This is a genomic window from Clavibacter sepedonicus, from assembly GCF_000069225.1.
Classification (GTDB): domain Bacteria; phylum Actinomycetota; class Actinomycetes; order Actinomycetales; family Microbacteriaceae; genus Clavibacter; species Clavibacter sepedonicus.
The window spans coordinates 1,446,073-1,473,072 of record NC_010407.1 but is presented as its reverse complement, the minus strand read 5'-3'; the positions used below and the strand labels follow the sequence as shown (position 1 = coordinate 1,473,072).

General features: G+C 71.5%; 25 protein-coding genes. 4 read left to right on the top strand and 21 right to left on the bottom strand.

Annotated elements, in window-relative coordinates; translation table 11 throughout:
• Positions 1-11: 11 nt before the first annotated feature.
• The 4 genes from CMS_RS06925 to CMS_RS06910 all read right to left on the bottom strand — a co-directional run bounded on the left by CMS_RS06925 (position 12) and on the right by CMS_RS06910 (position 6,707).
• Entirely contained in the window at positions 12-1,907 is a 1,896-nt protein-coding gene (locus CMS_RS06925; protein ID WP_012298778.1) for a YhgE/Pip domain-containing protein, read from the bottom strand.
• Positions 1,904-4,846: an MMPL family transporter gene (locus tag CMS_RS06920; RefSeq protein WP_012298777.1), complete on the bottom strand. Its 2,943-nt coding sequence runs from the start codon at positions 4,844-4,846 to the stop codon at positions 1,904-1,906. The genes CMS_RS06925 and CMS_RS06920 overlap by 4 nt, the downstream gene beginning before the upstream one ends.
• 45 nt (positions 4,847-4,891) lie before the next feature.
• Entirely contained in the window at positions 4,892-5,470 is a 579-nt protein-coding gene (locus CMS_RS06915; RefSeq protein ID WP_012298776.1) for a TetR/AcrR family transcriptional regulator, read from the bottom strand.
• An 82-nt stretch (positions 5,471-5,552) separates the two neighbouring features.
• Positions 5,553-6,707, bottom strand: coding sequence for an SLC13 family permease (locus CMS_RS06910; protein ID WP_041464498.1), 1,155 nt, complete (start codon positions 6,705-6,707; stop codon positions 5,553-5,555).
• Between the two features lie 162 nt (positions 6,708-6,869).
• Here CMS_RS06910 and CMS_RS06905 point away from each other — a divergent pair, with 162 nt between their 5' ends.
• Together CMS_RS06905 and CMS_RS06900 are read left to right on the top strand one after the other, a co-directional pair.
• Positions 6,870-7,058: a hypothetical protein gene (locus tag CMS_RS06905; protein WP_012298774.1), complete on the top strand. Its 189-nt coding sequence runs from the start codon at positions 6,870-6,872 to the stop codon at positions 7,056-7,058.
• Between the two features lie 113 nt (positions 7,059-7,171).
• Positions 7,172-7,903, top strand: coding sequence for a hypothetical protein (locus tag CMS_RS06900; protein ID WP_223842752.1), 732 nt, complete (start codon positions 7,172-7,174; stop codon positions 7,901-7,903).
• On the opposite strand, the gene CMS_RS06895 is transcribed toward CMS_RS06900, so the two are convergent.
• The 7 genes from CMS_RS06895 to CMS_RS06865 form a co-directional block, all read right to left on the bottom strand.
• Positions 7,900-8,862, bottom strand: coding sequence for an IS481-like element ISCmi2 family transposase (locus tag CMS_RS06895; protein WP_012298772.1), 963 nt, complete (start codon positions 8,860-8,862; stop codon positions 7,900-7,902). The genes CMS_RS06900 and CMS_RS06895 overlap by 4 nt on opposite strands.
• Before the next feature lie 96 nt (positions 8,863-8,958).
• Positions 8,959-9,396 (bottom strand): GNAT family N-acetyltransferase, encoded by a 438-nt coding sequence (locus tag CMS_RS06890; protein ID WP_012298771.1) that lies wholly within the window; start codon positions 9,394-9,396, stop codon positions 8,959-8,961.
• 4 nt (positions 9,397-9,400) lie between these two features.
• Positions 9,401-9,817: a cytochrome c oxidase subunit 4 gene (locus CMS_RS06885; protein WP_012298770.1), complete on the bottom strand. Its 417-nt coding sequence runs from the start codon at positions 9,815-9,817 to the stop codon at positions 9,401-9,403.
• 1 nt (position 9,818) lies between these two features.
• Positions 9,819-11,564, bottom strand: a complete 1,746-nt coding sequence (gene ctaD / locus CMS_RS06880; RefSeq protein WP_012298769.1) for an aa3-type cytochrome oxidase subunit I — start codon at positions 11,562-11,564, stop codon at positions 9,819-9,821.
• Between the two features lie 12 nt (positions 11,565-11,576).
• On the bottom strand, positions 11,577-12,488 hold the full coding sequence (gene ctaC / locus CMS_RS06875; RefSeq protein WP_041464497.1) for an aa3-type cytochrome oxidase subunit II: 912 nt from the start codon (positions 12,486-12,488) through the stop codon (positions 11,577-11,579).
• A 124-nt stretch (positions 12,489-12,612) separates the two neighbouring features.
• Entirely contained in the window at positions 12,613-12,975 is a 363-nt protein-coding gene (gene erpA / locus CMS_RS06870) for an iron-sulfur cluster insertion protein ErpA (RefSeq protein WP_012298767.1), read from the bottom strand.
• A gap of 135 nt (positions 12,976-13,110) precedes the next feature.
• Positions 13,111-14,532, bottom strand: a complete 1,422-nt coding sequence (locus tag CMS_RS06865; protein WP_012298766.1) for a dipeptidase — start codon at positions 14,530-14,532, stop codon at positions 13,111-13,113.
• A 40-nt stretch (positions 14,533-14,572) separates the two neighbouring features.
• On the opposite strand from CMS_RS06865, the gene CMS_RS06860 reads away from it, so the two are divergent.
• The gene (locus CMS_RS06860; RefSeq protein WP_012298765.1) at positions 14,573-15,166 is read left to right on the top strand and encodes a DUF3043 domain-containing protein; all 594 of its coding nucleotides are present in this window, start codon (positions 14,573-14,575) and stop codon (positions 15,164-15,166) included.
• A 30-nt stretch (positions 15,167-15,196) separates the two neighbouring features.
• Here CMS_RS06860 and CMS_RS06855 read toward each other — a convergent pair whose 3' ends face one another.
• The 3 genes from CMS_RS06855 to hisD form a co-directional block, all read right to left on the bottom strand.
• Complete coding sequence (locus tag CMS_RS06855) at positions 15,197-16,231, bottom strand: quinone-dependent dihydroorotate dehydrogenase (protein WP_041464496.1); 1,035 nt, start codon at positions 16,229-16,231, stop codon at positions 15,197-15,199.
• Positions 16,232-16,294: 63 nt separating this feature from the next.
• A complete protein-coding gene (gene nrdR / locus CMS_RS06850) occupies positions 16,295-16,768 on the bottom strand; it encodes a transcriptional regulator NrdR (protein ID WP_012298763.1) in 474 nt (157 codons plus the stop codon).
• A gap of 17 nt (positions 16,769-16,785) precedes the next feature.
• The gene (gene hisD / locus CMS_RS06845) at positions 16,786-18,090 is read right to left on the bottom strand and encodes a histidinol dehydrogenase (protein ID WP_041464929.1); all 1,305 of its coding nucleotides are present in this window, start codon (positions 18,088-18,090) and stop codon (positions 16,786-16,788) included.
• A 61-nt stretch (positions 18,091-18,151) separates the two neighbouring features.
• Here hisD and CMS_RS06840 point away from each other — a divergent pair, with 61 nt between their 5' ends.
• Positions 18,152-18,667 carry a flavin reductase family protein gene (locus CMS_RS06840; RefSeq protein WP_041464495.1) on the top strand — a complete coding sequence of 172 codons (516 nt, stop codon included), beginning with the start codon at positions 18,152-18,154 and terminating at the stop codon, positions 18,665-18,667.
• Between the two features lie 106 nt (positions 18,668-18,773).
• On the opposite strand, the gene dnaE is transcribed toward CMS_RS06840, so the two are convergent.
• From dnaE to ftsZ, 7 genes are all read right to left on the bottom strand, one after another.
• Complete coding sequence (dnaE, locus tag CMS_RS06835) at positions 18,774-22,235, bottom strand: DNA polymerase III subunit alpha (RefSeq protein WP_049791988.1); 3,462 nt, start codon at positions 22,233-22,235, stop codon at positions 18,774-18,776.
• A gap of 127 nt (positions 22,236-22,362) precedes the next feature.
• On the bottom strand, positions 22,363-23,280 hold the full coding sequence (locus tag CMS_RS06830) for an RluA family pseudouridine synthase (protein WP_041464494.1): 918 nt from the start codon (positions 23,278-23,280) through the stop codon (positions 22,363-22,365).
• A 141-nt stretch (positions 23,281-23,421) separates the two neighbouring features.
• Positions 23,422-24,072: a DivIVA domain-containing protein gene (locus CMS_RS06825; RefSeq protein ID WP_041464493.1), complete on the bottom strand. Its 651-nt coding sequence runs from the start codon at positions 24,070-24,072 to the stop codon at positions 23,422-23,424.
• 139 nt (positions 24,073-24,211) lie between these two features.
• Positions 24,212-24,511: a YggT family protein gene (locus CMS_RS06820; RefSeq protein ID WP_012298757.1), complete on the bottom strand. Its 300-nt coding sequence runs from the start codon at positions 24,509-24,511 to the stop codon at positions 24,212-24,214.
• Between the two features lie 67 nt (positions 24,512-24,578).
• Positions 24,579-25,073 (bottom strand): cell division protein SepF, encoded by a 495-nt coding sequence (locus tag CMS_RS06815; protein ID WP_041464928.1) that lies wholly within the window; start codon positions 25,071-25,073, stop codon positions 24,579-24,581.
• 48 nt (positions 25,074-25,121) lie between these two features.
• Positions 25,122-25,853: a YggS family pyridoxal phosphate-dependent enzyme gene (locus CMS_RS06810; protein WP_041464492.1), complete on the bottom strand. Its 732-nt coding sequence runs from the start codon at positions 25,851-25,853 to the stop codon at positions 25,122-25,124.
• Positions 25,850-26,989, bottom strand: a complete 1,140-nt coding sequence (gene ftsZ, locus CMS_RS06805; protein ID WP_012298754.1) for a cell division protein FtsZ — start codon at positions 26,987-26,989, stop codon at positions 25,850-25,852. Before ftsZ ends, CMS_RS06810 begins: the two co-directional genes overlap by 4 nt.
• Positions 26,990-27,000: the final 11 nt, after the last annotated feature.

Sequence of the window (27,000 nt, the reverse complement as noted above, 5' to 3'; positions counted from 1 at the left end):
GAGGCGGATCATCAGACGGCGACGGCGACCGAGGCCGGCGACGCCCCGGGCACGAGCCCGAGGCTCCTCGCCCGACGCGAGTGCCGCGTCACCAGGTACGAGACCGCGAGGCTCAGCAGCAGGAACACCGCCAGCACGCCCGCCGCGCTCCACGCCACCCCCGGGGCGCCACCCGCGATGATCGCCTGCATCCCCGACGCCGCGTAGGTGAGCGGCAGGAACGGGCTGATCGCCTGGAACGGCGCGGCCACGAGCTGCAGCGGGATCACGCCGCCCATCGCCGCGGCCTGGATGGCCAGCAGGATCAGCGACACCACGAGCCCGGCCCGGCCGAACGCCTGCCGGAGCAGGTAGTGGATCGCCGTGAAGGCCGCCGCGGCGACCGCGGCGAACCCGAGGGTGGCGGGCAGCAGCGCGAGGGAGAGCCCGAGGGCGGCGTGCACGAGCGCCACGAGCAGGACGACCTGGGCGAGCGCGATGAGGGCGGCGCGCGCGAGCACGCGCCCCATCACGCGGCCGGTCGCGGCCGACGACGCGAGCAGCCGGCGGGCCGCCGGGCGCAGCACGAGGAAGGTCGCGAACGCGCCGAGCCAGAGGCCGATGGGCACGAAGATCGCGGCGATCGCGTCGCCCGGGTTGCCGATCTCGTTCTCGCGCTCGACCGTGAGGCCGACCGGATCCGCGACGACGCCCGACGCCTGGGACGCCTGGTCGGCGTCGAGCGACGGGATCTGCTCCGCGCCCTGCGTGAGGCCGGTGCCGAGCTCGGTCGCGCCGGAGGACAGCGCGTCCGCGCCGGTGGCGAGGTCGCCCGCACCCGTCGCCGCCGAGGTCGTTCCGATGCGCAGCTGGCCGAGGCCGTCGCTGAGCTGGCGCGCGCCCGAGACGAGCGCTCCGCCGTTGGCCGCGAGCTGCGACGCGCCGGACGCGCTCTGCCCGATGCCCTGCTGCACGCCCTGGATCCCGGCGGCCGCCTGCGTCGCGAGGGTCTGCCCCTGCGCCGCGTACTGGTCGAGCCCCTGCTCGAGCGGCTCGAGCTGCGCCGCGATGGGCGCGCTTTGCGGGTTCGCGGCGAGCTGCTGCCGGATCCCCTGGACCTGCGCCGCGATCTGCCCGGCACCGCCCGCGTACTGCCCGACGCCGTCGGAGACCTGCGACAGCCCCGCGGCACCGGTCTGCAGCCGGTCGAGCCCGGAGGAGAGCTGCGAGACGCCACCCGTGTACGTGCCGAGCCCGTCCGCCAGCTTCGACGCCCCCTGCTGGGACTGCCCGACGCCGTCGCCGAGCTGCGTGATCCCATCGCCGAGCGTCGTCGCGCCGGAGGAGAGCTGGGTGGCGCCGTCGGCCAGCTTGTCGGCGCCCGCCCCCGCGTCCGTGAGCGATCCCTTGAGGCCGCCGAACGTCGTGTAGATGCCGGAGACGAACTGCGAGGTGATGGCGTTGCCGAACACGCTCGTCATGCCGACGCCCACGGCCTGCGTGGCCGCGCCCGTCAGGTAGCCGTGCGCGTCGTCCGTCTTCACGCTGATGTCGGCCCGCTTCGGGGCGTCCGTCGACAGCGACACGATCGACGCGGAGAAGTCCTTCGGCACCGTCAGCACCGCGTAGACCTCGCCGTCGTCGCGCATCCGCTGGGCCTCGTCGGCGTTGGTGATGGTCCAGTCGAAGGCCTGGTTGTCGTCGCTGGTCAGCTGCGTGACGAGCAGGCGGCCCGCGAGCACGGGCGACTCGGTGCCGTCCGCGGCCTTCTGCTGCACGATCTCGTCCTGGTTGACGATGGCGGCGGGCACGCGCTCGACGCCCTTCGCCACGTCGGAGAGCGAGCCGATGAAGAGGCCGGCGACCGCGAGGGGCACGATCGCGACGAGGGCGACGGCGAGCCGTCGGCGTACGGTGCGGGTGGTCATCGGCGGGTCTCCTTGCCGGTCGTGACGGGCTGGTCGGTGTCGGGGCGCTCGTCGGCGTCGGGAGCGGGCGCATCCTCCGCGTGGAGGCGGAGGCGCACGGTGGGCCTGCCCGGGATCCCGTGCTCGTCCGGGAACCACGGCGCGCCCAGCAGGACGGTCGTGCTCTCGTGCACGAGGGCGGGCAGGGCGGCGAGGAACGCGCGCTCGGCGGCGGCGTCCGGGAAGGGATCCACCACGTCGAGCACGAGCACCGGGGCGCGCCCCGAGGCGGCGACGGCGGTCAGGGCGATGGCGCGCTCGAGCGGCAGGAGGGATCCGACGGGGTCGTCGGCGCCGATGCGGCGGGCCCCCGCGGCGTCGGCCGCCTGGTCGATCCGGCCGAGCCATTCCGCCTGGCGCGCGCGGGCGCCGCGGCGGCGGCCCATCGGCTCCGACAGGTCGATGCGCTCCGTGAGCAGGTCGCCCACGGTCACCCCCGAGTCCACCCGGTCGACGCGGCCGAGGTCGGCCATCGCCACGCTCGTGAGCACGCGGCCGGCCTCCGAGGCGAGCGGGTGCCCGGCGACGTGCGCGCGGCCGGACAGCGGCGCGAGCCGGGCGCCGAGCGTCGCCCCGAGGAGGCGCCGGTCGGCGACGTCGCCCTCGACGAGCACGAGGGATCCGGCCGGTGCGCTGAGGTCGACGGGCGCGAGCCGTCGGCCCGGCACCCCCACGACGAGCCGCTCGGTCGCGACGGCGGCGCCGGACGCCCGGGCCCAGTCCACGTCGTCCTGGCGCTCGCGGAGGCCCTCGCCCTCGATGTCGACGTCGGGCAGGATCCGGTCGAGCCAGCGCGGGATCCACCACGCCCGCTTCCCGAGCAGCGCCATGGCCGCGGGCACCAGGGTCATGCGCACGAGGAAGGCGTCGAAGAAGATGCCGACCGCGAGCCCGAGCGCGATGGTCTTGATCACGCCCGCGCCCTCGGGCACGAAGGCCGCGAAGACGAAGAACATGATGAGGGCGGCCGCCGTCACGACGCGGGCCGCGCCCGAGAAGCCGGTGACGATGGCGCGCTTCGCATCGCCGTGGTGCACGAAGTCCTCACGCATCCCGGAGACGAGGAACACCTCGTAGTCCATGGCGAGCCCGAACAGGATCGCCATGAGCAGGATCGGCATGAAGCTCAGGATCGGGCCCGGCGTCACCCCGAGGACGTCCGCGAACGCGCCGTCCTGGAAGATCAGGACCACGGTGCCGAACGACACGACGACGCTCAGCAGGAAGCCGACGGCCGCCTTGATCGGCACGAAGATCGAGCGGAACACGATCATCAGCAGGATGATCGACAGCCCCACCACCACGATGCCGAACGGCACGAGCGCCTGGTCGAGCCGCTGCGAGATGTCGTTCTGCACCGCGGTCGTGCCCGTGACGGAGACACGGGTGTCGTAGCGGTCGTGGAGGCCGGGCGCGAGGTCGCGGATCGACTGCATGAGCGCGGTCGTCTCCGCGGACTCGGGCGGGCTGTCCGGCAGCACCTGGATGATCGCGGTGTCGACCGACGGGTTCGGCGTGCCGGTGCCGACGAAGGCCACGTCGTCGAGCCCGCGGATCTCGTCGCCGATCTCCCCGAGCACCCCGATCGGGTCGGTGGTCTGCGTGATGTCGACGAGCACGACGAGCGGCCCGTTGTGGCCCGGTCCGAACGCGTCGGAGACGGTGTCGTACGCGACGCGGCTGGTGGATCCGGCGGGCTCGGTCGCCCCGCTCGGCAGCCCGAGCTGCAGCTGCGACGCGGGCACGGCGAGGAGGCCGGCGATGCCGATCACGATCACGACGGGGATGATCGGCACCTTCGTGACGATCTTCACCCATCGCGCGCCGAGCGTGCGCTGCGTCCCCTCGGACTGCGCCTTCGCGCGGCGGGCGGCCCGCGAGCCCTCCTTCGGCCGGAGGCGCTCCCCCGCGAGGCCGAGCATCGCCGGCAGCAGGGTCGTCGCGACGCCCATGGCGAGCAGCACCGCGAACGCCGCGCCGAGTCCCATCACCGTGAGGAACGGGATCTGCACCACGAGGAGCCCCAGCAGCGCGATGATCACCGTCACGCCCGCGAAGATCACGGCGCTGCCTGCCGTCGCCACCGCGGTCGACGCCGAGCGCTCGACGGGCATGCCGTTGGCGAGCTGCGTGCGGTGCCGCATGAGGATGAAGAGCGCGTAGTCGATGCCGACCGCGAGGCCGATCATCACCGCGAGCAGCGGCGACGCGCTCGACACCGTGACGAACTTCGACGCGGCCAGCAGCGCGCCCGCGGACGCGGCCACCCCGACCAGCGCGCCGATGAGCGGCAGCCCGGCCGCGAGCATCGAGCCGAAGGTGAGCACGAGCACGAGGCCCGCGAAGAGCACGCCGAACGCCTCCGTCACGGTCACTCCGTAGTGGATGTCCTGGAAGACCTGGCCGCCGAACGAGACCGTGAGCCCCGCGTCCTCGGCCGCCTGCGCCGACTCCTTCAGCGCGTCGAGCGTCGCGGTGGTCACCTGGTCGCTCTGCCCGGAGAACTGCACGGTCGTGATCGCCACGGTGCCGTCGTCGGACACGGCGTCGCTCGCGTACTCGGAGAAGGGCGAGAGCGCCGTCGCGACGCCGTCGACCTCGCCCGCGGCCTTCGCGGTCGCCTCGATCGCGGCCTTGTCGGCGTCGTCGGTGACCTTCGCGCCGGCCGGTGCCTCGGTCACGATCTGCGCGCTCGCGCCCGCGGCCTGCGGGAACACGGCGGCGAGCCGGTCGATGACCTCCTGCGACTCGGTGCCCGGGATCGAGAACGACTCCTGGGTCTTGCCGCCGAGCGCGAGGCCGCCGCCGAGCAGGATGCCGAGGACGAGGATCCACGCGGCGACGACGCGCCACGGGTGGAGGAACGAGATCCGGCCGAGCCGGTACAGAAGCGTGGCCATGGGCTGGCTCTCCTTGCGTGGGGACGTGCTGGTGCGGAGCGGGGATCAGGCGGAGCGAGTGCCGAGGGGGGCGAGGAGCTCCCCCACGACCACGACGAGAGCAGCCCTGATCTCGTCGTCGGGCAGCGGTTCGTTGGTGGACCAGTCGTCGCTCGCGGCGAGGATGTACGCCGCGCCGCCGAGAGCCACGCCGAAGCGCAGCTGGTCGAGGGTGCTGTCGAGCGCGCCCGCGGTCTCGCCGAGCGTGCGCACGAGGTCGTTGGCGCGCTCGATCACCGCGAGGTGCCCGAGCGAGCGGCCCTGCGTGATGAACAGCGCCACCTCGTGCCGGTGCAGCAAGAGGAAGTCGATGAAGCGCTCGACGAACTGGCGCCTCGCGTCCTCGTCCCCGCGGATGGAGTCGGCGCGCTCGATGACGCCGGCGAGCGCGTCGATGGTCGGCTCGAGCAGGGCGTCCAGCAGCGCCTCCTTGGAGGCGAAGTGGTAGAGCACGCTGGACTTCGAGTAGCCCGCCTCGTCCGCGATCTGCTGCAGCGAGGTGGCCTGGAACCCGTCGCGGGCGAAGCGCGCCGCCGCGATGGTGCGGAGCTCGTCGCCGGCGGATGCGCGGGGGGATCGGGTCACCCGGAGAGCCTATGTCGACCGATCGGTCAGTCCCTGCACGATCGGTCAGACTGCCAGCGGCCTGCCAGCTGCGGCCGCCCGGTCAGTGCGTGAGCACGAACGCGAGCATCGCAAGGCCGACCGTGAGGGGCGCGACCACGAGCCCCAGCAGCATGTATCGCGACCACTTGATATGGACCCCCATGCTCACGAGCCGCTCGTGCCAGAGCAGCGTCGCGAGCGAGGCCCACGGGGTGATGAGCGGGCCGGCGTTCACGCCCACGAGGATCGCGACGAGCCGCTCCGGGGATCCCGCGACCGGCTCGAGCGCGAGGTAGGCCGGCAGGTTGTCGACGGCGTTGGCGCTGAGCGTCGCGACGCCCGCGAGCCGGAAGAGCGCCCCGGCGTCCTGCCCTTGGCCCGAGACGGCGGCCATCACGGCGGTGAGCCCGAGCGACTGCGCGGCCTCCATCACGATGAAGAGGCCCGAGGCGAACACCACGAGCTGCCACGGCAGAAGCCCGAGCCGGAGGACGCGGGGCCGGCGGACGGCCGTGAGGATCGCGAGCACGACGGCCGCGGCGAGCGCGGGGATCCACACCTCGACGCCCGAGACGAGCGCGGGCACGAGGAGCCCCACGACCACAGCGCTGCCCACGAGGAGCACGCGGTCGGTCGGCGCGGTCGGTGCCCCGACCTCGTAGCGGGTGAAGAGGTCCTTGCGGTGGATCACGAGGATCGCGAGCACGGGCACGGCGATGGCGACGAGCGCGGGCGCGACCGTGAGCGCCGCGAACCCGGCGGGGCCGAGGCCGCCGAGCTCGTGCTCCGCGAGCAGGTTCGTGAGGTTCGAGACGGGCAGCAGGAGCGACGCGGTGTTGGCGAGCCACACGGTGGTCAGTGCGAACGGGAGCGGCGGGAGCCCGCAGTGCCGGGCGAGCACGACGACCACGGGCGTGAGCAGCACGGCGGTCGTGTCGAGCGACAGGAAGATCGTGCAGAGGCAGGCGAGGAGCACGGTCGCGAGCCAGAGGGCCCACGTGCGTCCGCGGCCGAGGCCGGCGGCGCGCTCGGCGATCCAGGTGAACAGGCCCGCCTCGCTGGCGAGCTCGGTGACCACGGTGATGGCGACCACGAAGAGGAGGATCGGCCAGACCCGCTCGTACAGGACGCCGAGGTCGTCGAGCGGGAGGGCTCCGGTGGCCACGGCGACGGCGCCGACGACGAGGAGCACCACCCCGATGAGGGCTGTGCGCACGGGCGCCTCCTGTCTGATCCGCGATCACTGTACTCACCGGCCGCCGGGAGTCCGCACCGCCTGCGGTAAGGGGACGCCGCGTGGTTCGGAGCGCGCGCACACGACCGGGCGACGGACTCGGCGGTCGGATCCCGGTACCGTGGAAGCACACTGGGAGGTGTCATGCGCAAGTACATCCTGAACGGCAGCGTCCTCAGCGCCCTCGTCGGCGGCTGGAGCACGCTCCAGACGACCCGTCGGGGTCCGCGCGACTGGAAGCTCGGCCTCATGTGGCTCAGCTGGGGCATCACCGTGGCGATCGCCGTTGGCACCGTCATCGAGGACTCGCGCGACGGGCAGATCGGCAACTAGCCGCCCAACCACGACGACGCGCGCATCCGGCGGGTGCGCGCGTCGTCGTGCGCACCCGCCGGCAGGCCGGTCTTCGTCGCCCCCGCGCGGGGGCAACGCCCGGGATCCCCGGCGTGTCGCGGGACAACCCGGGCGTGTCGCCCACGATGATGATCCTGATCGCGGCGGTGCGATCGGGGAGGCCGTGGATCATGTTCCGGTGGCGCAGAGGCAAGTCCGTCCCGACCGAGGCCGCGCCCGCGGCGTCCGATCCGCGGCAGGCGGGACCGCGATCCGTCGCCGGGCCGCCAGCTCCCCCGGCACCCGTCGTCTCGACCGCCACCGGCGAGCTGGCCGCCATCGCGGCCCGGCTCCACGGCGGGTCCGTGCGGCCGACCCACGTGCCCGCGCACAAGGCCGAGCCGGTCGCCCCGTCCGCCGGGACGACGACCGCGGACGATGCCGCGCCCGATCCCGCCCCGGTGCCGGACCTCCGCCCGCTCGCCGTCATCGTGAAGGCGGCGCTCGCGCACCACTTCGGTCCCGAGGGCGCGTGGGCGCTCGTCCGCCGCACGCCCGACACGACGGCCGGCTTCTTCGACGAGCTCATGACGGCGCACATCGCGCGCGACGTGGCGCTCGCCCTCGGCGCCTCCCCCGCGACCGCCGGCCTCGCGCTGGAGGACGCCCGGGCGACGGGATCCCCCGCGCGCGACGTCACGGCACGCGACGCGTCCGTGCGGCAGGACGCGGTCGCCCGCGAGCTCGCGGTGTTCGACGAGGATCCGCTCGACGGCTCGCTCGCCGAGCTCGCCGGCGACCCGCGCCGCGTCCCCTCGGCGCTCCGCGCCGTGCTCCGCGCCTAGGTGTAGTTCCCAGTGAGGTTGTGAACGCGTTCGGCGGGCGTGAGTCCGCCGATGCCGGTGTGGGGGCGGTGGTGGTTGTAGTGATGCAGCCAGGCAGGGTAGGTCGCGGCGCGGGCCTCGTCGGTGCGATAGGGATGGGCGTAAGCCCATTCCGTGGCGAGGGTGCGGTTGAAGCGCTCGACCTTCCCGTTCGTCTGGGGCCGGTACGGGCGGGTGCGTGTGTGGGCGATGGTGCCGAGCGCCTCGGTGAAGGCGTGGGAGCGGTAGCAGGAGCCGTTGTCCGTCAGGACACGGATCACGGTGATGCCCGCGGCGGTGAAGAACGCGTTCGCGCGGGCCCAGAACGCGGCAGCGGTCTCCTTGCGCTCGTCGGTGAGGATCTCGGAGTACGCCAGTCGGGAGTGGTCATCCACGGCGTGATGCAGGAACGCGTATCCCCGCCCGGTCCGGGGAGTGTTCCTCCGGCCGGCCGCTCTGCCGAGGACTCGGTGCCCGCCGCCGTCCGGGATGCGGCCGAGCTTCTTGATGTCGACGTGGACCAGATCTCCCGGCGAGGAGTGCTCGTAGCGTCGGGCAGGAGACCGCCGGGCAGGGAGCCCGGTGCTCAGATCGACGTGCTCGAGCAACGGCATCCGATACCGGTTCAGCACCCGCTCGACCGTCGAACGCGGAACGCGGAGGTGATAGCTGATGCGGTGCGGGCCCCACCGGCGAGTGAATCTCAGCGCGATGATCCGCCGCTCCCGACGCTGACTCGTGCGGGTCGGTTGCCGGTGCGGGCGGGATGAGCGGTCCGTCATCGGCAACCCGGCCCGATACCGGCGAGCCCATCTCGACGCGGTCGCGGGCGAGCACTGGAACCTCTCCGCCGCACGCCGGACCGGCCACCCGTCCTCAACGATCAACCGGGCAAGCCGAAGCCTGCCCACGGGAGCGAACGGGGCATTAGCGTGAGTCACGAAGACCTCCGGTGATGACGTGTGCTTGGTAACTCACATCGTCCCGGAGGTCTTCGCTATCCGCCCCAGCGTTCACAACCTCCCGAGGAACTACACCTAGCGCAGGAGCTTCTTGTAGAACTCCGCCGTGCGCTCGTAGCCCAGCCTCTTGTAGAACTCCCCGGCACGTCGAGTGCTCATGGTGATCTGTCCGACGCCGCGGTCACCGCAGAGCCGCTCGACCGCCCGCACGAGCGCAGAGCCCGTGCCGCCGCTCCGCGCATCTTTGTCGACGACGAGCTCCTCGAGGTGTGCACTGAGCCCGCCCGCGTAGAGGAGGCGGCTCACGACGAGGTACGCATACCCGACGACGGTGCCCGCCTCCTCTGCGACGAGCAGGACGTCGCGGCCGACGTCCTTGTTCGCGCGCAGGATGTGGGAGAAGGTGACGTCGAAGTCATCCCGGGTCGCCGGAGCGTTGATCATGTCGAGCTGCTGGCACAGGGCGAAGACCGCGTCCCCGTCGGATGCCTGCGCGTGCCGGATGTCGACCATGGGATCAGCGCGCGAAGTAGCCGCGGTAGTACTCGTAGGTCCACCCCACGAGCGCGATGATCGCGAGACCACCGCCGATGATCGCGATCCAGATGCCGACGGCGAGGCCGAGGAACACCGACGCGGCACCGGCCGCGAGGATCACGGGCCACCAGCTCCACGGGCTGAAGAAGCCGAGCTCCGGGTCGCCGTCGTCAACGTTGGCGTCGCTGCGGTCCTCCGGGAGCTCGCCGTTCTGCGCCGCGTAGAGGCGAGCCACGAAGAAGCCGATGAATGCCGCGAGGACACCCGACAGGGCGATGGCCAGAGTCCCGACCCACTCGACCGTGTTCTGGTCGATCAGGTGCCAGATCGTGTATGCGGCCGCCGCGATGGCGAAGAAGACCGCGAGGACGTAGAAGAGGTTCCTATTGGCGCGCACGTCACTTCACCTTGTCGCTGGAGATGTCGTAGGTCGCGGCATCGGGAGCGTCCTTCGCCGGACCGATTCCCACGGGGATGCCCGCCTCGGGGTGGTTGAGGTCGAAGGCTGGGGCCTCCGATCGGATCCGCGGGATGGACGTGAAGTTGTGCCGCGGCGGCGGGCAGGACGTGGCCCACTCGAGCGAGCGGCCGTAGCCCCACGGGTCGTTGACCGTGACGCGCGGCGCTGTGCGGGCGGTGATCCAGACGTTCAGGAAGAACGGGATCATCGACAGAGCGAGGATGCCGGCGCCGATCGTGGACAGCTGGTTCATCCACGTGAAGTCGTCCTCGGGCTGGTACGTCGCATACCGACGCGGCATGCCCATGACGCCCAGCCAGTGCTGGATGAGGAACGTCGTGTGGAAGCCGATGAACAGGAGCCAGAAGTGGACCTTGCCGAGGCGCTCGTTGAGCATCGTGCCCGTCCACTTGGGCCACCAGAAGTAGAAGCCGGAGAACATGGCGAACACGACGGTGCCGAAGACCACGTAGTGGAAGTGCGCCACGACGAAGTATGTGTCGGACACGTGGAAGTCGAGCGGGGGCGACGCCAGGATGATGCCCGTGAGGCCGCCGAACGTGAACGTGATGAGGAAGCCGATGGCCCAGAGCATGGGCGTCTCGAACGTCACCGATCCGCGCCACATGGTGCCGATCCAGTTGAAGATCTTCACGCCGGTCGGGACCGCGATGAGCATGGTCATGAGCGAGAAGAACGGCAGCAGGACGGATCCGGTGACGTACATGTGGTGCGCCCACACCGTGACCGACAGGGCCGCGATGGAGATGGTCGCGTACACGAGCGTCTTGTACCCGAAGATCGGCTTGCGGCTGAAGACCGGGAAGACCTCCGACACGATGCCGAAGAACGGCAGCGCGATGATGTAGACCTCGGGGTGCCCGAAAAACCAGAAGAGGTGCTGCCACAGGATGGCACCGCCGTTTGCCGGGTCGTAGATGTGCGCGTCGAAGATGCGGTCGGCGCCGAGTCCGAAGAGCGCGGCGGCCAGGACCGGGAACGCCATCAGCACGAGGATCGACGTCACGAGGATGTTCCACGTGAAGATCGGCATGCGGAACATGGTCATGCCGGGGGCGCGCATCGTGATGATCGTCGTCACGAAGTTGACCGCGCCGAGGATGGTGCCGAAACCGCTGAGCGCCAGGCCCATCACCCAGAGATTGCCTCCCAACCCTGGCGAGAACGTCGTGCTCGACAGGGGCGCGTAGGCAAACCATCCGAAGGAGGCCGCACCAGCGGGCGTGAGGAATCCGGCGACCGCGATGAGGGATCCGAAGTTGAACAGCCAGTACGCGAACGCGTTGAGACGCGGGAACGCGACGTCGGGAGCACCGATCTGCAGCGGCATGAGCACGTTGGCGAAGCCGGCGAACAGCGGCGTCGCGAACATCAGCAGCATGATCGTGCCGTGCATCGTGAAGAGCTGGTTGTACTGCTCCTTGGTCTCCACCACGTGCAGGCCCGGCTCGAAGAGCTGGGCGCGGATGACGAGCGCCATCACGCCGCCGAGGCAGAAGTAGAGGAACGACGTGATCAGGTAGAGGTACCCGATGGTCTTGTGGTCAGTGGACGTGATCCAGTTGACGACGACGTTGCCACGCCGTTCGGCCTTGCCGGAGTCCTGGAGGACCTTCGCCTGACCCGCGGGGATCGCGGTGGGACGGTTGAGTGTCGATGTCACGGTGTGTGCGCCCTACTTCTCGGCCGACTCGGTGGTGGCCGGCACGTCGGTGCCGGGGAGGTTCTGCAGGCGGTCGTAGTCCTTGCCGAGGTCTCCCGCGAACCCGGCCGCCTTCTGCTTCTCGATGTAGGCGTTGTACTCGTCGACGGAGACGACCTTGACCTGGAACAGCATGAGGGAGTGGTACTCGCCGCAGAGCTCGGCGCACTTGCCCATGTACGTCCCCTCCTTCTCCGGGATGAACGTCATGTAGTTCGTCTTGCCGGAGATGAGGTCCTTCTTGTAGAGGAAGTCCACCACCCAGAAGGAGTGCAGCGTGTCACGCGTGTTGAGCTCGAGCTCGACCTTGGTGTTGACCGGCAGGTAGAGCGTGGGGAGCTTGTCCTTGTCGATGGAGCCCTGCGGGCCGTTGGGGTCGTCGACGGCCTGGACGCCCTGCTCGTACGCGCCGCCCTCGATGGGCTGGCCCGCCTCGGTCTCGCCGCCGAGGTAGTTGAAGTCCCAGGCCCACTGCTTGCCGAAGACCTGGACCTTGACCTCGGGCTTGTCGAACCGCGCCTCGATGGCGGCCTGGTCCTTGGCCGTGAAGGCGAAGAAGCCGAGGACGAGGATCAGCGGCACGATCGTGTAGAAGATCTCGATCGGCATGTTGTAGCGCATCTGCACGGGAAGGCCCGTCTGGCCCTTGCGGCGGCGGTACACGACCGCGGCCCAGATGGTGAGGCCCCAGGTGAGGACTCCCACGGCGAGGAGGACGATCCAGGCGGTGACCCAGAGGCCGATGACCGAGTCGACGTGGTTGGTCGTGCCCGGCTCCGTCGGCAGGAAGCCCTGGAGCTGCTGCTGCGTGCACCCCGCGAGGAGTATCGAGATGCCCAGGGCGACGGGGATCGTCAGCCAACGTTGACGGCGAGTGAAGCGCACGTGCAGACCCTTCGAAGAACCGGATGTGACGGGTTCCACATTACGCGACAGGGAGCCGCCCGATGGACGACTCCCTGCCCGAGGCCCGGGTTTCCGGGCTCAGATCCGCTTACCGTTCCGTGTGTCAGTGGAACGAGTCACCGCAGGCGCACGAGCCGCCCGCGTTCGGGTTGTCGATGGTGAAGCCCTGCTTCTGGATGGTGTCCTCGAAGTCGATCGTGGCGCCGTCGAGGTACGGCACGCTCATCTTGTCGACGATGACCTCGACGCCGTCGAAGTCGACCGTGGCGTCGCCGTCGAGCTCGCGCTCGTCGAAGTAAAGCTGGTAGATGAGGCCGGAGCAGCCGCCGGGCTGGACGGCGACGCGGAGGCGGAGGTCCTCGCGGCCCTCCTGCTGGAGCAGGCTCTTGACCTTGCTCGCCGCGGTGTCCGTGAGTCCGACGCGGTGGGCCGCCTCGGCGGTCTCGGTCAGCGTGGTGTCGGTCATGAGCACTCCTCGGGTGGTGGCGTATGCGGTCGGGCGACTCCGGTGGAGTCTACGTCGTGCAACCACGGGAGTCACCCGGGTGTTCCCGCCGGCCTGCCCGATCCGTCCTGCGTCCGGCGGGGCTGTCCGCGACCGTCAGCCGCGGCGGGCGATGCGCGAGAGCAGCACGGCCTCGCTGAGGATCGCCCGCTTGAGCACGCCGAGGTGCTGCGACTCGTTCGGGCTGTGCGCGCGGGTGTCGGGGTCCTCCACGCCGGTGACGAGGATCTGCGCGGAGGGGAAGGCCTGCACGAGGTCGGCGATGAACGGGATGGATCCGCCGATCCCGGCCTGGACGGGCGCGCGGCCCCAGCCGGCGGTCATCGCCGCCGTGGCCTCGGCCATCGCCCAGCCGGTCGTGTCGACGAGGAAGGGATCGCCCTGGTCGACGTCGCTGATCTCCACATGCGCGCCGAAGGGACGGTGCGCCTCGACGTGCGCCTCGAGGGCGCGGTACGCGTCCGCGGCCGTCTGCCCCGGGGCGATCCGCGCGCTGATGCGGACCGACACCTCGGGGAGGAGCGTGTTGCTCGCGTTGGCGACCGACGGGGCGTCGATGCCCGTGACCGTGATGGCGGGCTGCGCCCACAGGCGCGTGAGGATCGGGCCGGTGCCGATCGGCGAGACGCCGGGCAGGAGCGCCGCCTCCTCGGCCAGGCGGGCGTCGTCGTAGGCGGGCGTCGCCATCTCCGTGGAGGCGAGACCCGCGACGGCGACGGAGCCGTCGGCGTCCCAGAGCGAGTCGAGGAGGCGGACGGCCGCCATCATCGCGTCGGGAACGGCGCCGCCGAACATGCCCGAGTGCGAGGCGAGGTCGAGCGTGCGCACCGTGAGGCGGAACGTGACGTTGCCGCGGAGGGCGATGGTGATGGAGGGGGTGTCCACATCCCAGTTGTCGCTGTCGGCGACGACGATGACGTCCGCGGCCAGGGCATCGTGGTGCGTCGCGAGGAAGTCGGAGAAGGAGCGGGATCCCGCTTCCTCCTCCCCCTCGATGAAGACGGCGAGGCCGAGGTCGAGGTCGTCGCCCTCCGCCTCGACGAGCGCGCGGATGGCCGCGACGTGCGTCATGATGCCGGCCTTGTCGTCGGACGCGCCCCGCCCGTGCAGGCGGTCGCCGCGCAGGGTGGGCTCGAAGGGCAGGGTCTCCCAATGCTCGTCCGCTCCGGGGGGCTGCACGTCGTGGTGCGCGTAGAGGAGGACGGTGGGCTTGCCGTTCCGTGCGGCGCGCGTCGCGAGCACCGCGGGCTGGCCCGCGTCGCCCGAGGGGGTCGTCGCCCGGTGGACGGAGACGTCGTCGAAGACGCCGAGCCCGGCGAGGAGGCCGGCGACGGCATCGGCGCTGGCGACGACATGCGTGGGATCGAAGGCCGGCCAGGACACGGAGGGGATGCGCACGAGCGCCGAGAGGTCGGCGATCGTGGTGGGCAGCCCGCCCGCGACGGCGGCGGCGAGCCGGTCGACGACCTCCTGGTCCGGTGCGGTCACGGCGTCTGCGGAGGTGTCGGGAGGCGTCATGCAGGTAATCTTAGATTCACTCCAGGCAAGGACGAGAGACGTGGCGAAGCAGCAGACCCCCGCAGAGACCCCCTCCGAGACGAGCGCCACGGCGGCCGTCGACGGTCGCACGGCCGACGGGAAGAAGGGCCCCACCCCGACCCGTCGGGAGCGCGAGGCCGCGAACCTCCGCCCGCTCGTGCCGCAGGATCGCAAGCTGGCGGCGCAGCAGGCGAAGGAGAAGGCGCGCGAGGCTCGCGCCCGGGCCAACGCCGGGATGGCCGCCGGCGACGAGCGCTACCTGCCCGTCCGCGACAAGGGCCCGCAGAAGCGCTACGCCCGCGACATCGTGGACGCGCGCTGGAGCGTAGGCGAGTTCCTGCTGCCCGTGATGGGCGTCGTCGTGGTGCTGACCTTCGTCGTGCCGAGCCTCTCGGCCATCCCGCTGCTGTCGATCTACGTGTTCGTCATCGCGGCGATCATCGACGCGTACCTCACCGGGCGCCGCGTGCGGGCCGCCATCACCGCGCGCGTCGGCGCCGACCGGGTCGAGCGCGGGATCCGCTGGTACACGGGCATGCGCACCATCCAGATGCGCCCGATGCGCCTGCCCAAGCCGCAGGTGAAGCGGCGTGAGAAGGTCACCTTCAGCTGATCGCCTACACGCACCGGCGGTGCGCGCGCTTCAGCGCGGGCGACGGATCCGGGCGAGACCGGCGTTGATCGACCGTGCCCAGAGCGGGCCGCGGTAGAGGAATGCCGTGTAGCCCTGCACGAGCGTCGCGCCCGCATCGAGACGCGACTGCACGTCGTCGGCGGTGTCGACTCCGCCGACGGAGATGATGCACGCGTCGGAGGGCAGCACCCGGCGCAGGATCCGGAGCACCTCGAGCGCGCGCGGGGCCAGCGGCGCACCGGACAGCCCGCCCGCGCCGGCGGCCTCGACGACCGCGGCGTCGGTGCGCAGATCAGCGCGGGACAGCGTGGTGTTCGTGGCGATCACGCCCGCGAGGCCCAGCTCCGTCGCGAGCTCGGCGATCCGCTCCACCTCCGCGTCCTGCAGGTCGGGCGCGATCTTGACGAGGACGGGCACACCGTCCGCCGCGTCGCGGATGCTCGTGAGCAGCGGTCGCAGCAGGTCGATCTCCTGCAGGCCGCGGAGACCCGGCGTGTTGGGCGAGCTGACGTTGACCGCGAGGTAGTCGGCCACGGGGGCGACCAGGCGGGTCGTCCGCACGTAGTCGGCCACGGCGTCCTCGACCGCGACCACCCGGGTCTTGCCGATGTTGACGCCGATCACGGGCCGGTCCCGACGGGTCCGCAGGCGACGGAGCCGGTCGGCGAGGGCCGCGGCTCCCCCGTTGTTGAAGCCCATGCGGTTGATGACGGCGCGATCCTCGATCAGGCGGAACAGGCGAGGTCGCGGGTTGCCCGGCTGCGCCTCGGCGGTGACCGTGCCGACCTCCACGTGGCCGAAGCCGAGCTGGCCGAGGCCGAGGACGGCCCGCGCGTCCTTGTCGAAGCCGGCGGCGACGCCGAACGGGGACGGGAAGCGGAGGCCGAGGGTGTCGACCGCGAGCGACGGATCGGGTGCCGTCAGCCGCCGGGCGATCCAGCCGAGGCCGGACGGCGGGAGGAGGGAGATGGCCGTGGACGCGAGGTGGTGGGCGTCCTCCGGGTCCATGCGCGACAGGACCGTGCGGAAGAGGAGGGGATACATCGGCACCAGGCTAGCGCCTGCGAAGGCGCCGTCCTGCAGGACGGACGGACGTCCCGCGGCGGGTCAGAGCGCGTCGGCGTCGGGCGTCGCGGCGTGCGCGACGCGGAGCTGCGCGATGGCGGCCTCGAAGTCGTCGAGCGAGTCGAAGCCCTGGTACACGCTGGCGAAGCGGAGGTACGCGACCTCGTCGAGCTCGCGGAGCGGCGGGAGGATCGACAGGCCGATGTCGTTCGCCTCGATCTGCGACGCGCCGGTGGCCCGGATCGCCTCCTCGACGCGCTGCGCGAGGACCGCGAGATCCGTGTCGGTGACGGGACGCCCCTGGCAGGCCTTTCGGACGCCCGTGACGATCTTCTCCCGGCTGAAGGGCTCGACGACGCCGTTGCGCTTGATCACGCTGAGGCTCGCGGTCTCGGTGGTGCTGAAGCGGCGGCCGCACTCCGGGCACTGCCGGCGCCGGCGGATCGACAGGCCGTCGTCGCTCGTGCGGGAGTCGACGACGCGGGAGTCGGGGTGGCGGCAGAAGGGGCAGAACATCGTGTGGCCAGGATACGTCAGCGTGTCAGGCGCGCGGTCACCGCGTCGCCGTGCGCGGGCAGGTCCTCGGCCCGGCTGAGCGCGACGATCATCGGCTCGGCGTCGCGCAGCGCGTCGGCGTCGTAGCGCACGACCTGCTGCGGGCGGAGGAACGTGTACGCGCCGAGGCCGGAGCCGAAGCGGGCCTGGCCGCCCGTGGGGAGCACGTGGTTCGACCCGGCGAGGTAGTCGCCGAGGCTCACGGGCGAGTGCGGCCCGAGGAAGATCGCGCCGGCACTGTGCAGGTGCGCGAGGAGGGCGTCGGGGTCGGCCGTCTGGACGGAGAGGTGCTCGGGGCCGTACGCGTCGCTGTAGCGGGCCGCCGTCGCGAGGTCGTCGACCACGAGGATGGCCGACTGCGGTCCGGTGAGCGCCTGGCCGACGCGGGCCGCGTGCTCCGTGGTCGCGGCCAGCGCCTCCACCTCGGCGTCGACCGCGCGCGCGAGCTCGGGCGAGTCGGTGACGAGGACGGACGCCGCCATCTCGTCGTGCTCGGCCTGGCTGACGAGGTCGGCGGCCACGAGGCGGGCGTCGGCGTGCGCGTCGGCGATCACGAGGATCTCGGTCGTGCCCGCCTCGGAGTCGATGCCCGTCACGCCGCGGACGACGCGCTTCGCCGCGGCGACGTAGATGTTGCCGGGCCCGGTGACGACGTCGACCGGCTCGAGGCCGAGGTCCGGCACGCCGTGCGCGAACGCGCCGATGGCCCCCGCGCCGCCCATCGCGTAGACCTCGTCGACGCCGAGGAGGCCGGCAGCGCCGAGGATGACGGGGTGCACCGATCCGCCGTGCGCGGCCTGCGCAGGCGACGCGAGCGCGATGCTGGCCACTCCCGCGACCTGCGCGGCGACGACGTTCATCACGACGCTCGACGGGTAGACGGCCTTGCCGCCCGGCACGTAGAGGCCCACGCGGCGGACGGGCTGCCAGCGCTGGACGATGGTGCCGCCGCGCACGACCGTGGTGGTCGTCTCGGGCGGGACCTGCGCCGCGGAGCCGACGCGCACGCGGCGGATCGCCTCCTCGAGGGCGGCGCGGACGGCCGGGTCGAGGCCTTCGACCGCGTCGGCGATGGCCTCGGCGGGGACCCGCAGGGACTCCGGGCGGACCCGGTCGAGCCGCTCCGCCTGGTCGAGCAGGGCGGCGCTCCCCCGCGTGCGCACGTCCTCGACGAGCTCGCGCGCCACGTCGAGCGCGACGGCGACGTCCGTGACCGGACGCGGGAGGAGGTCGAGCAGATCGGCGGTGCTGGGCGTGGTGCCGCGGAGGTCCTGGATGCGCATCATGACTCCGGAAGTCTACCGAGCGGGCGCCGGGCGGATCCGGCGGCTAGCGTCTCCAGGCATGGACGCGCACCCCGCCACCACGCTCGCCGAGGCCGACGGCCTCGCCGCCTTCCGAGCTGCGTTCCGGCGCCATGCCGCGGGCGTCGCGGTCGTCACGACGCACGACGCGCACGGCTCCCCCGTCGGGTTCACGGCGACGTCGCTCGCCTCCGTGTCGGCGGATCCGCCGCTCGCCAGCTTCAGCCTCGCGCGCACGGCGTCGAGCGCCGCCGCCATCACCGCGGCCGACCACGTCGCGATCCACGTGCTCGGCGCGCGCGACCGGCACCTCGCGGAGCGGCTCAGCGGCCCGGCGGCCGAGCGGTTCGCGGGAGACCACTGGTCCCCCGGTCCGCACGGCCTGCCCGTGCTGACGGGCGGGACGGCGCTCCTGGTCGCCCGGATCGTCGAGCGGGTGCACGTGCACGGCGCGATCGTCGTCATCGTGCGGATCGAGGACGGCGGCACGGGCGTGGACGACGAACCGCTCCTGTACCACGCGCGCCGCTACCTGCGGCCGGGCGCCGAGGCCTGAACGCCGGCTTGTCTGGCGCAGGCTTGTCTGGCGCCGGCCTCACTGGCGCCGGCTTCCCTGGCTCCGGCGTCCGGCGCGCCCGCGCCCGGGGACCCGAGCCCGCGGATCACCCCAGGCAGTTCGGCCCGAGCAGCGACTTGAGCTCGCCGTAGAGGTCCGCGCTCACCGTGACCGGGTACGGGATCTCGAACACCCGCCCGCTGTCGCCCTTCACGAGCTGGAGCCGCACCTCGGTGTCGCCCGAGTGGCGGATGAGCACGTCGTTGAGACCCATGACGGTCTCCGTGGTCGCCCGGTTCTCCGCGAGGCTGATGAGGAGGGGCCCGGAGCCGAGGCTCTGCCCGAGGTCGGGCTGGAACATCGAGAACGCGTGGATGTTCATGCCGTCGTCGCGCGTGGAGACCCGGCCGCGGATCACCACGACGGTGTCGCTCTGGAGGGCGGGCGCGAACTCCTGGTACGCCTTGCCCATGAACATGCAGGTGATCTCGCCGCCGAAGTCCTCGAGCTGCACCATGCCGTACTGGTTGCCCGAGTTCCGCGCGGTGCGGTGCTGGACGCTCGTGAGGAGCCCGGCCAGCGTGACCGTCTCCCCGTCCATCGACGCGTCCGTCGCCAGCAGCTCGGCGATGCCCGTCGAGGCGAGCTTCGCCAGCGGGATCTCGAGCCCCGCGAGCGGGTGGTCGGAGACGTAGAGGCCGAGCATCTCGCGCTCGAACGCGAGCTTGTCGCGCTTCGCCCACTCGGGCCGCTCGGGCACCTTGCGCGCGTGCTGCGGCTCGTCCCAGAGGCTGTCGAAGTCGAAGCCGACCTGCCCGTTCATGGCCGCGCGCTTGTCGCTGACGGAGGCGTCGATCATGCCCTCGTGCACCTCGAGCAGCGCCCGGCGGGTGTCGCCCAGCGAGTCGAACGCGCCGGCCTTGATGAGCGACTCGACCGTCCGCTTGTTGGCGACCGGCAGCGGGACCTTCTTGAGGAAGTCGTCGAACGACTCGAATGCGCCCTGCTCGGTGCGGGCGCCGCGGAGCGCCTCGACCACGTTCGCGCCGACGTTGCGCACAGCGCCCAGCCCGAAGCGGATGTCGGCCCCGGCCGCCGCGAAGAAGCCGATCGACTCGTTGACGTCCGGCGGGAGGACCTTGATCCCCATGCGGCGGCACTCGTTGAGGTACAGCGCCATCTTGTCCTTGGAGTCGCCGACGCTCGTGAGCAGCGCCGCCATGTACTCGGCCGGGTAATGGGCCTTGAGGTAGGCGGTCCAGTAGGAGACGACGCCGTACGCCGCGGAGTGCGCCTTGTTGAAGGCGTAGTCGGAGAACGGCAGCAGGATGTCCCAGAGCGCCTTCACCGCGGCCATCGAGTAGCCGTTGTCCTTCATGCCCTGCGAGAAGCCCTCGAACTGCTTGTCGAGCTCGGACTTCTTCTTCTTGCCCATCGCGCGCCGCAGGAGGTCGGCCTGCGCGAGCGTGAAGCCCGCGAGCTTCTGCGCCACCGACATGACCTGCTCCTGGTACACGATGAGGCCGTGCGTGGTGCCGAGCACCTCGCGCAGCGGCTCCTCGAGCTCCGGGTGGATCGGGGTGATCTCCTGCAGCCCGTTCTTCCGCAGCGCGTAGTTCGTGTGCGAGTTCGCGCCCATGGGGCCGGGGCGGTAGAGCGCGATGACGGCCGAGATGTCCTCGAAGTTGTCGGGCTTCATCATGCGCAGGAGCGAGCGCATGGGACCGCCGTCGAGCTGGAAGACGCCGAGGGTGTCGCCGCGGGCGAGCAGGTCGTACGCCCCCTGGTCGTCGAGGCCCAGGTCCTCGAGCACGAGCTTCTCGCCGCGGTTCGACTCGATGTTGTTGAGCGCGTCGTCGATGATCGTGAGGTTGCGCAGCCCCAGGAAGTCCATCTTGATGAGGCCGAGCGACTCGCACGCGGGGTAGTCGAACTGCGTGACGATCTGGCCGTCCTGCTCCCGCTTCATGATCGGGATGATGTCGATGAGCGGCTCGCTCGACATGATGACGCCGGCCGCGTGCACGCCCCACTGGCGCTTGAGGTTCTCGATCCCCTGCGCGGTCTCGAAGACCTTCTGCGCCTCCGGGTCCATCGCGAGCACCTCGCGGAAGTCGCCGGCCTCGCGGTAGCGCGGGTGCTCGGTGTCGAGGATGCCGGACAGCGGGATGTCCTTGCCCATGATCGCGGGCGGCATGGCCTTGGTGAGCTTGTCGCCCATGGAGAACGGGTAGCCGAGCACGCGGCTCGAGTCCTTCAGCGCCTGCTTCGCCTTGATGGTGCCGTACGTGACGATCTGCGCCACGCGCTCGTCGCCGTACTTGTCGGTCACGTAGCGGATGACCTCGCCGCGGCGACGGTCGTCGAAGTCGACGTCGAAGTCGGGCATGGAGACGCGGTCGGGGTTGAGGAACCGCTCGAACAGCAGGCCGTGCTCCAGCGGGTCGAGGTCGGTGATGCCCATGGCGTACGCGACCATCGAGCCGGCGCCGGATCCGCGGCCGGGGCCCACGCGGATCCCGTTCTCCTTCGACCAGTTGATGAAGTCCGCGACGACGAGGAAGTAGCCCGGGAATCCCATCTGCGCGATGACCCCGACCTCGTAGTCGGCACGCTTGCGCACGTCGTCGGAGAAGCCGCGCGGGTAGCGCCTGACGAGGCCGCGCTCGACCTCCTTGACGAACCAGGTCTGCTCGCTCTCGCCCTCGGGCACGGGGTAGCGCGGCATGTAGTTGGCGGACTCGTTGAACTGGACGTCGCACCGCTCGGCGATGAGGAGCGTGTTGTCGCACGCCTCCTCGTGGTCGCGGAAGAGGTGGCGCATCTGCTGCGCGGTCTTCAGGTAGAACTCGTCGGCGTCGAACTTGAAGCGGTTGGGGTCGTCGAGCGTCGTGCCGGACTGGACGCAGAGGAGCGCCGCGTGGCTCGTCGCGTCGTGCTCGTGCGTGTAGTGCAGGTCGTTGGTGGCGACGAGCGGGAGGCCGAGGTCCTTCGCCAGGCGGTGGAGGTCGGTCATGATGCGGCGCTCGATGCCGAGCCCGTGGTCCATGACCTCGCAGAAGTAGTTCTCGGCCCCGAAGATGTCGCGGAAGTCCGCGGCGGCCTTCACGGCCTCGTCGTACTGGCCGAGCCGGAGGCGCGTCTGCACCTCGCCGGACGGGCAGCCGGTGGTGGCGATGAGGCCCTTGGCGTAGGTACTGAGGAGCTCCCGGTCCATGCGGGGCTTGAAGTAGTAGCCCTCGAGCGAGGCGCGCGACGAGAGCCGGAACAGGTTGTGCATGCCCTCGGTCGTCTCGGCGAGCATCGTCAGGTGCGTGTACGCGCCGGATCCGGAGACGTCATCCTGGCCGCCATTGCCCCACCGGATGCGGGTGCGGTCGCCGCGGTGGGTGCCCGGTGTGATGTACGCCTCGGTGCCGATGATGGGCTTGACGCCCGCGGCCTTCGCCTGCTTCCAGAAGTCGAACGCGCCGAACACGTTGCCGTGGTCGGTGATCGCGACGGCCGGCATCCCCTGCTCGGCCGCTGCCTGCACGAGCGGGCCGACGCGGGCCGCCCCGTCGAGCATGGAGTACTCGCTGTGGACGTGGAGGTGGACGAACGAGTCGTTGCGGGGCACGGGTCTCTTCTACTGATCGGTCGGCGGTGCAGCAATCATAGGCAGGCTCCCGGAGGCGCTCCGGGCGTGTCGCGCGTCAGTCCTGCAGGACGTCCAGCGCGTGCTGCAGGTCGGCCGGGTAGGTGCTCGAGAACGACGCACGATCGCCCGTGGCGGGGTGCGTGATGTCGAGCCGCATCGCGTGCAGCCACTGCCGCTGGAGGCCGAGCTGGGCCGAGATGGTGGGGTCGGCGCCGTACATCGCGTCGCCCACGCAGGGGTGGCGCTGGGCGGCCATGTGCACGCGGATCTGGTGGGTGCGGCCCGTCTCCAGGTGCACCTCGAGCAGCGCCGCGCGCCGGAACGCCTCGAGCGTCTCGTAGTGCGTGACGGACGGCTTGCCGTCGGCGGTGACCGCGAACTTCCAGTCGCTGCGGGGGTGGCGGCCGATGGGCGCGTCGATGGTGCCCGCGAGCGGATCCGGATGACCCTGCACGACCGCGTGGTAGACCTTCTCGACCTCGCGGTCGTGGAACTGCCGCTTGAGCTCCGTGTAGGCGCGCTCGGTCTTGGCCACGACCATCAGGCCGCTGGTGCCCGCGTCCAGCCGGTGCACGATGCCCTGCCGCTCCTCCGCGCCGGATGTGCTCAGGCGGAAGCCGGCGGCGGCCAGCGCGCCGAGGACGGTGGGCCCGGTCCAGCCGACGCTCGGGTGGGCCGCGACGCCGACGGGCTTGTCGACGACGACGATGTCGTCGTCGTCGTGCACGATGCCGAGGTCGGGGACCGCGAGCGGCACGACCGACGGCTCCTGCCTCGGCTGCCAGCTGACGGCGAGCATGGATCCGCCGACGAGCCGGTCGGACTTGCCGGCCTCGCGCCCGTCCTGCGTGACGCCGCCGGCCTCCGCGACCTCGGCCGCGAAGCTGCGGGAGAAGCCGAGGAGCCGGGCGAGGCCCACGTCGACGCGCTGCCCGTCGAGTCCGTCGGGGACGGGCATGGTGCGGTGCTCCATCGGGTGACCTCTTCCGGTGCGATGCGGTGCTGGCGGTGCAGCGGTGACGGTGGCTGCGCGAACGACGACGGCGACGCGGGACCCCGTGGCTCGCTGGAGCCTGAGTCCCACGCCGCCGTCGGGCGTGCGGGTGGTGCGGTGCTAGTTGCCGAACGAGGCGGTGGCGGGCGCCTCGGTGGAACCGGCGGAGTCGAGCTCGCGGAGCTGGCCCTCGATGTAGCCCTTGAGCTTCGTGCGGTACTCGCGCTCGAACGTGCGGAGCTCGTCGATGCGGCCCTCGAGGACCTGGCGCTCCTTCTCCAAAATGGCGGTCTTCGAGCGCTGCTCGGCCTCGGCCTCGGCGGCGATGCGCGCGGCGGTGGCGTGCGCCTCGGCGACGAGCGCGTCGCGCTTCTCGATGCCCTCGCGGACGTGCTCCTCGTGGAGCTTGCGGGCGAGCTTGAGGAGGCTGCTGGTGCTGGAGGTCTCGTCGTCCTCGTCCGCGGCGGGGGCAGCGGCGGGCGCCTGGGCGACGACCGGGGCCGGCTCGGGCTCCGGCGTGGGCTCGGGCTCGACGACGACGGGGGCCTGCTCGACCGCGGCGGGCGCGGGGGTGTCGATGACCGTCGTCGCGGCCGGGGCGGCGTCGCCCGAGCCGAGGCGCTGGCGCAGCTCCTCGTTCTCCTGGTGGAGGCGTCGCAGCTCGACGACCACCTCGTCGAGGAAGTCGTCGACCTCGTCCTGGTCGTATCCCTCGCGGAACTTGGTCGGCTGGAAACGCTTGTTGACGACGTCTTCAGGAGTGAGAGCCATGGCCTGCCACCTCTTTTGTGCGTAGAGCGGGGTCCGCAGGTGCGGACGGGGATTCGGGACAACGTGCGACCCAACGTTATCAGCGGAACGCATCGCTCCGGGGACCCGCGCGCGGATCAGCGGACGCGGCGCCCGTGGGTCAGCGGATGAAGCCGCTGGCGACGTTGAACAGGATGATCGCCACGAGCATGGTGATCATCCAGCCGAAGTCGAGCGCGACCGGGCCGAGGCGCAGCGGCGGGATGAGCCGGCGGACGAGGCCGATGGGCGGATCCGTGACCGTGTACGAGGCCTCGGCGACGATGAGCATCGCACCGCGCGGACGCCACTGCCGGGACAGCGACTGGACCAGGTCGAGGACGAACCGGCCCCACATGCAGATGATGAACGCCAGGAGGGCGAACCACAGGACGGTGGCGATGATGGTGACGATGAGCACGGACAGAAGTATGGCGGGCGCCGATGGGAGGTCCCGTCGGCGCCCGCCATCTCGGGGGCGCGGTGGATCAGCGTCCGAAGAAGGAGGCCTCGACCTCGGCCTCGGTGGCCGACTGCTCGCCGGACACGGCGACGTGCGACGGCGACAGGAGGAAGACCTTGGCGGTCACGCGCTCGATCTTGCCGTAGAGGCCGATGGACAGGCCGCTGGCGAAGTCGATGAGGCGGCGCGCGTCGTCGTCCGTCATCTGCGAGAGGTTGATGATGACCGGCACGCCCTCGCGGAAGTTCTCGGCGATGACCTGCGCGTCCTTGTAGGCCTTGGGGTGGACGGTGAGGATCTCGTTCATTTCAGCCGGCGCCGCATTCCTTGTGGTGGTCGAGGGCTTGTGCAGGGGGGTGACGGGTGCGCGCTTGGCCTGCTGCTGGGGAGCGGGGACGGGCGTCGGGACGGCCTGCACAGGCGACTGCTGCTGCTGCGCGGGCTGCTGCCCCTGCTGGTAGTCGAGCTCCTCGTCGGCGAGTCCCAGGTACACCATGGTCTTGCGAAGTGGGTTGGCCATCATTCCTCTTTCCGTTTCGGCCTGACGAACCGGACCGCACTGTCGACATTAAGGGCCGCCGGGTCGCTTTCCCGTGATTGCCGAACCGATCCGAAGGTGTGTCGCGCCCTCGAGGAGCGCCTCGCGGAGGTCGCCGGACATGCCGGCGGAGATGGCGCGCGCGTCGGGCAGGATGCGGCGCACGTCGTCGGAGATGCCGCGCAGGCGCGCGAACGCGCGCCGGGGCTCGCCGTCGTCGGGGGCGACCGCCATGACGCCGAGGACGCGGATGCCGGGGGCGGCCGCCGCGTGCTCCGCGAGGGCCTCGGCCTCGGCGGGCGGGACGCCGCCGCGCCCCTCGTCGGCCGTGAGGTTGACCTGCAGGAACACGCGCGTCTCCTGCTCGTCGGAGGACAGGGCATCGATCAGGGAGGGGCGGTCGACGGAGTGGATCACCGAGGCGTAGCGCCTCACCTGCCTGGCCTTCTTGCCCTGGAGCTGGCCGACGAAGTGCCAGGCGACACCCGAGCCCTCGAGCTCCGCGGCCTTGCCCTGCGCCTCCTGGTGGCGGCTCTCGCCGAGGTCGCGGACGCCGAGGTCGACGAGGGCGCGGAGGAGGGAGACCGGCTGAAACTTGGTGACGACGATCGTCGTGACCTCGTCGGGTCGGCGGCCCGCGGCGCGGATCCCGTCGGCGACGTCCGCCTGCACGGACGCCCACCGCTCGGCGAGGCCGGGGTGGGCCTCGCCGGGGTCGGCGTCCGACGCGTGCGCGCCGCCGGTCAGCGGGGCGTCGCTCACTTCAGGAAGTCGGGGATGTCCAGGTCGTCGCCGTCGTCCTCGAACGTCGGGTCGCTCGCGGGGACGGACGCGACGGGCGCCTCCGCGTGCGGGCGGGCAGGCGCGGACTCGACGGCCTCGGGAGCGGCGACCGCTCCTCCGCCCGCGGCGACGAAGCCGCTGCGGCGGTTCTCGACCTTGGAGGCCGGCTCGCCGCCGTCGAAGCCCGCGGCGATGACGGTGACGCGCACCTCGTCGCCGAGGGTGTCGTCGATGACCGCGCCGAAGATGATGTTGGCCTCGGGGTGCACGGCCTCCTGCACGAGCTTGGCCGCGTCGTTGATCTCGAAGATGCCGAGGTTGGATCCGCCCTGGATCGAGAGCAGCACGCCGTGCGCGCCCTCGATGCTCGCCTCGAGCAGCGGCGACGCGACCGCGAGCTCGGCGGCCTTGATGGACCGGTCGGCGCCGCGGGACGACCCGATGCCCATGAGGGCCGATCCGGCGCCCTGCATCACCGACTTGACGTCGGCGAAGTCGAGGTTGATGAGGCCGGGGGTCGTGATGAGGTCGGTGATGCCCTGGACGCCCGCGAGGAGCACCTGGTCGGCGGTCGCGAAAGCCTCGAGCATGCTGATGCCGCGGTCGCTGATCTCCAGCAGGCGGTCGTTCGGGACGACGATGAGCGTGTCGACCTCGTTCTTCAGCGTCGCCACGCCGAGCTCGGCCTGCGCCGAGCGGCGCTTGCCCTCGAAGCCGAACGGCTTCGTGACGACGCCGATGGTGAGCGCGCCGATCGACTTCGCGATGCGGGCCACGACGGGCGCGCCGCCGGTGCCGGTGCCGCCGCCCTCGCCCGCGGTGACGAAGACCATGTCCGCGCCGGCCAGCGCCTCCTCGATCTCCTCCGCGTGGTCCTCGGCGGCGCGACGGCCGACCTCGGGGTCGGCGCCCGCGCCGAGGCCGCGGGTGATCTCGCGGCCGACGTCGAGCTTGACGTCGGCGTCGCTCATGAGCAGCGCCTGCGCGTCGGTGTTGATCGCGATGAACTCCACGCCCCGCAGACCCAGCTCGATCATGCGGTTCACGGCGTTCACGCCGCCACCGCCGATGCCGACGACCTTGATGACGGCGAGGTAGTTCTGGTTGTTCGACACGACGGGCCTCC

Excerpts from the sequence above, each read along its gene's own strand:
- CMS_RS06890 (WP_012298771.1), bottom strand. The coding sequence starts at position 9,396 with ATGGTCGACATCCGGCACGCGCAGGCATCCGACGGGGACGCGGTCTTC.
- dnaE (WP_049791988.1), bottom strand. The coding sequence starts at position 22,235 with ATGCTCGACGGGGCGGCCCGCGTCGGCCCGCTCGTGCAGGCAGCGGCC.
- CMS_RS06825 (WP_041464493.1), bottom strand. The coding sequence starts at position 24,072 with ATGGCTCTCACTCCTGAAGACGTCGTCAACAAGCGTTTCCAGCCGACC.
- erpA (WP_012298767.1), bottom strand. The coding sequence starts at position 12,975 with ATGACCGACACCACGCTGACCGAGACCGCCGAGGCGGCCCACCGCGTC.
- CMS_RS06925 (WP_012298778.1), bottom strand. The coding sequence starts at position 1,907 with ATGACCACCCGCACCGTACGCCGACGGCTCGCCGTCGCCCTCGTCGCG.
- CMS_RS06855 (WP_041464496.1), bottom strand. The coding sequence starts at position 16,231 with ATGTATCCCCTCCTCTTCCGCACGGTCCTGTCGCGCATGGACCCGGAG.
- CMS_RS06840 (WP_041464495.1), top strand. The coding sequence starts at position 18,152 with ATGGACGCGCACCCCGCCACCACGCTCGCCGAGGCCGACGGCCTCGCC.
- CMS_RS06815 (WP_041464928.1), bottom strand. The coding sequence starts at position 25,073 with ATGGCCAACCCACTTCGCAAGACCATGGTGTACCTGGGACTCGCCGAC.
- nrdR (WP_012298763.1), bottom strand. The coding sequence starts at position 16,768 with ATGTTCTGCCCCTTCTGCCGCCACCCCGACTCCCGCGTCGTCGACTCC.
- CMS_RS06920 (WP_012298777.1), bottom strand. The coding sequence starts at position 4,846 with ATGGCCACGCTTCTGTACCGGCTCGGCCGGATCTCGTTCCTCCACCCG.
- CMS_RS06905 (WP_012298774.1), top strand. The coding sequence starts at position 6,870 with ATGCGCAAGTACATCCTGAACGGCAGCGTCCTCAGCGCCCTCGTCGGC.
- hisD (WP_041464929.1), bottom strand. The coding sequence starts at position 18,090 with ATGCGCATCCAGGACCTCCGCGGCACCACGCCCAGCACCGCCGATCTG.
- CMS_RS06830 (WP_041464494.1), bottom strand. The coding sequence starts at position 23,280 with ATGGAGCACCGCACCATGCCCGTCCCCGACGGACTCGACGGGCAGCGC.
- CMS_RS06865 (WP_012298766.1), bottom strand. The coding sequence starts at position 14,532 with ATGACGCCTCCCGACACCTCCGCAGACGCCGTGACCGCACCGGACCAG.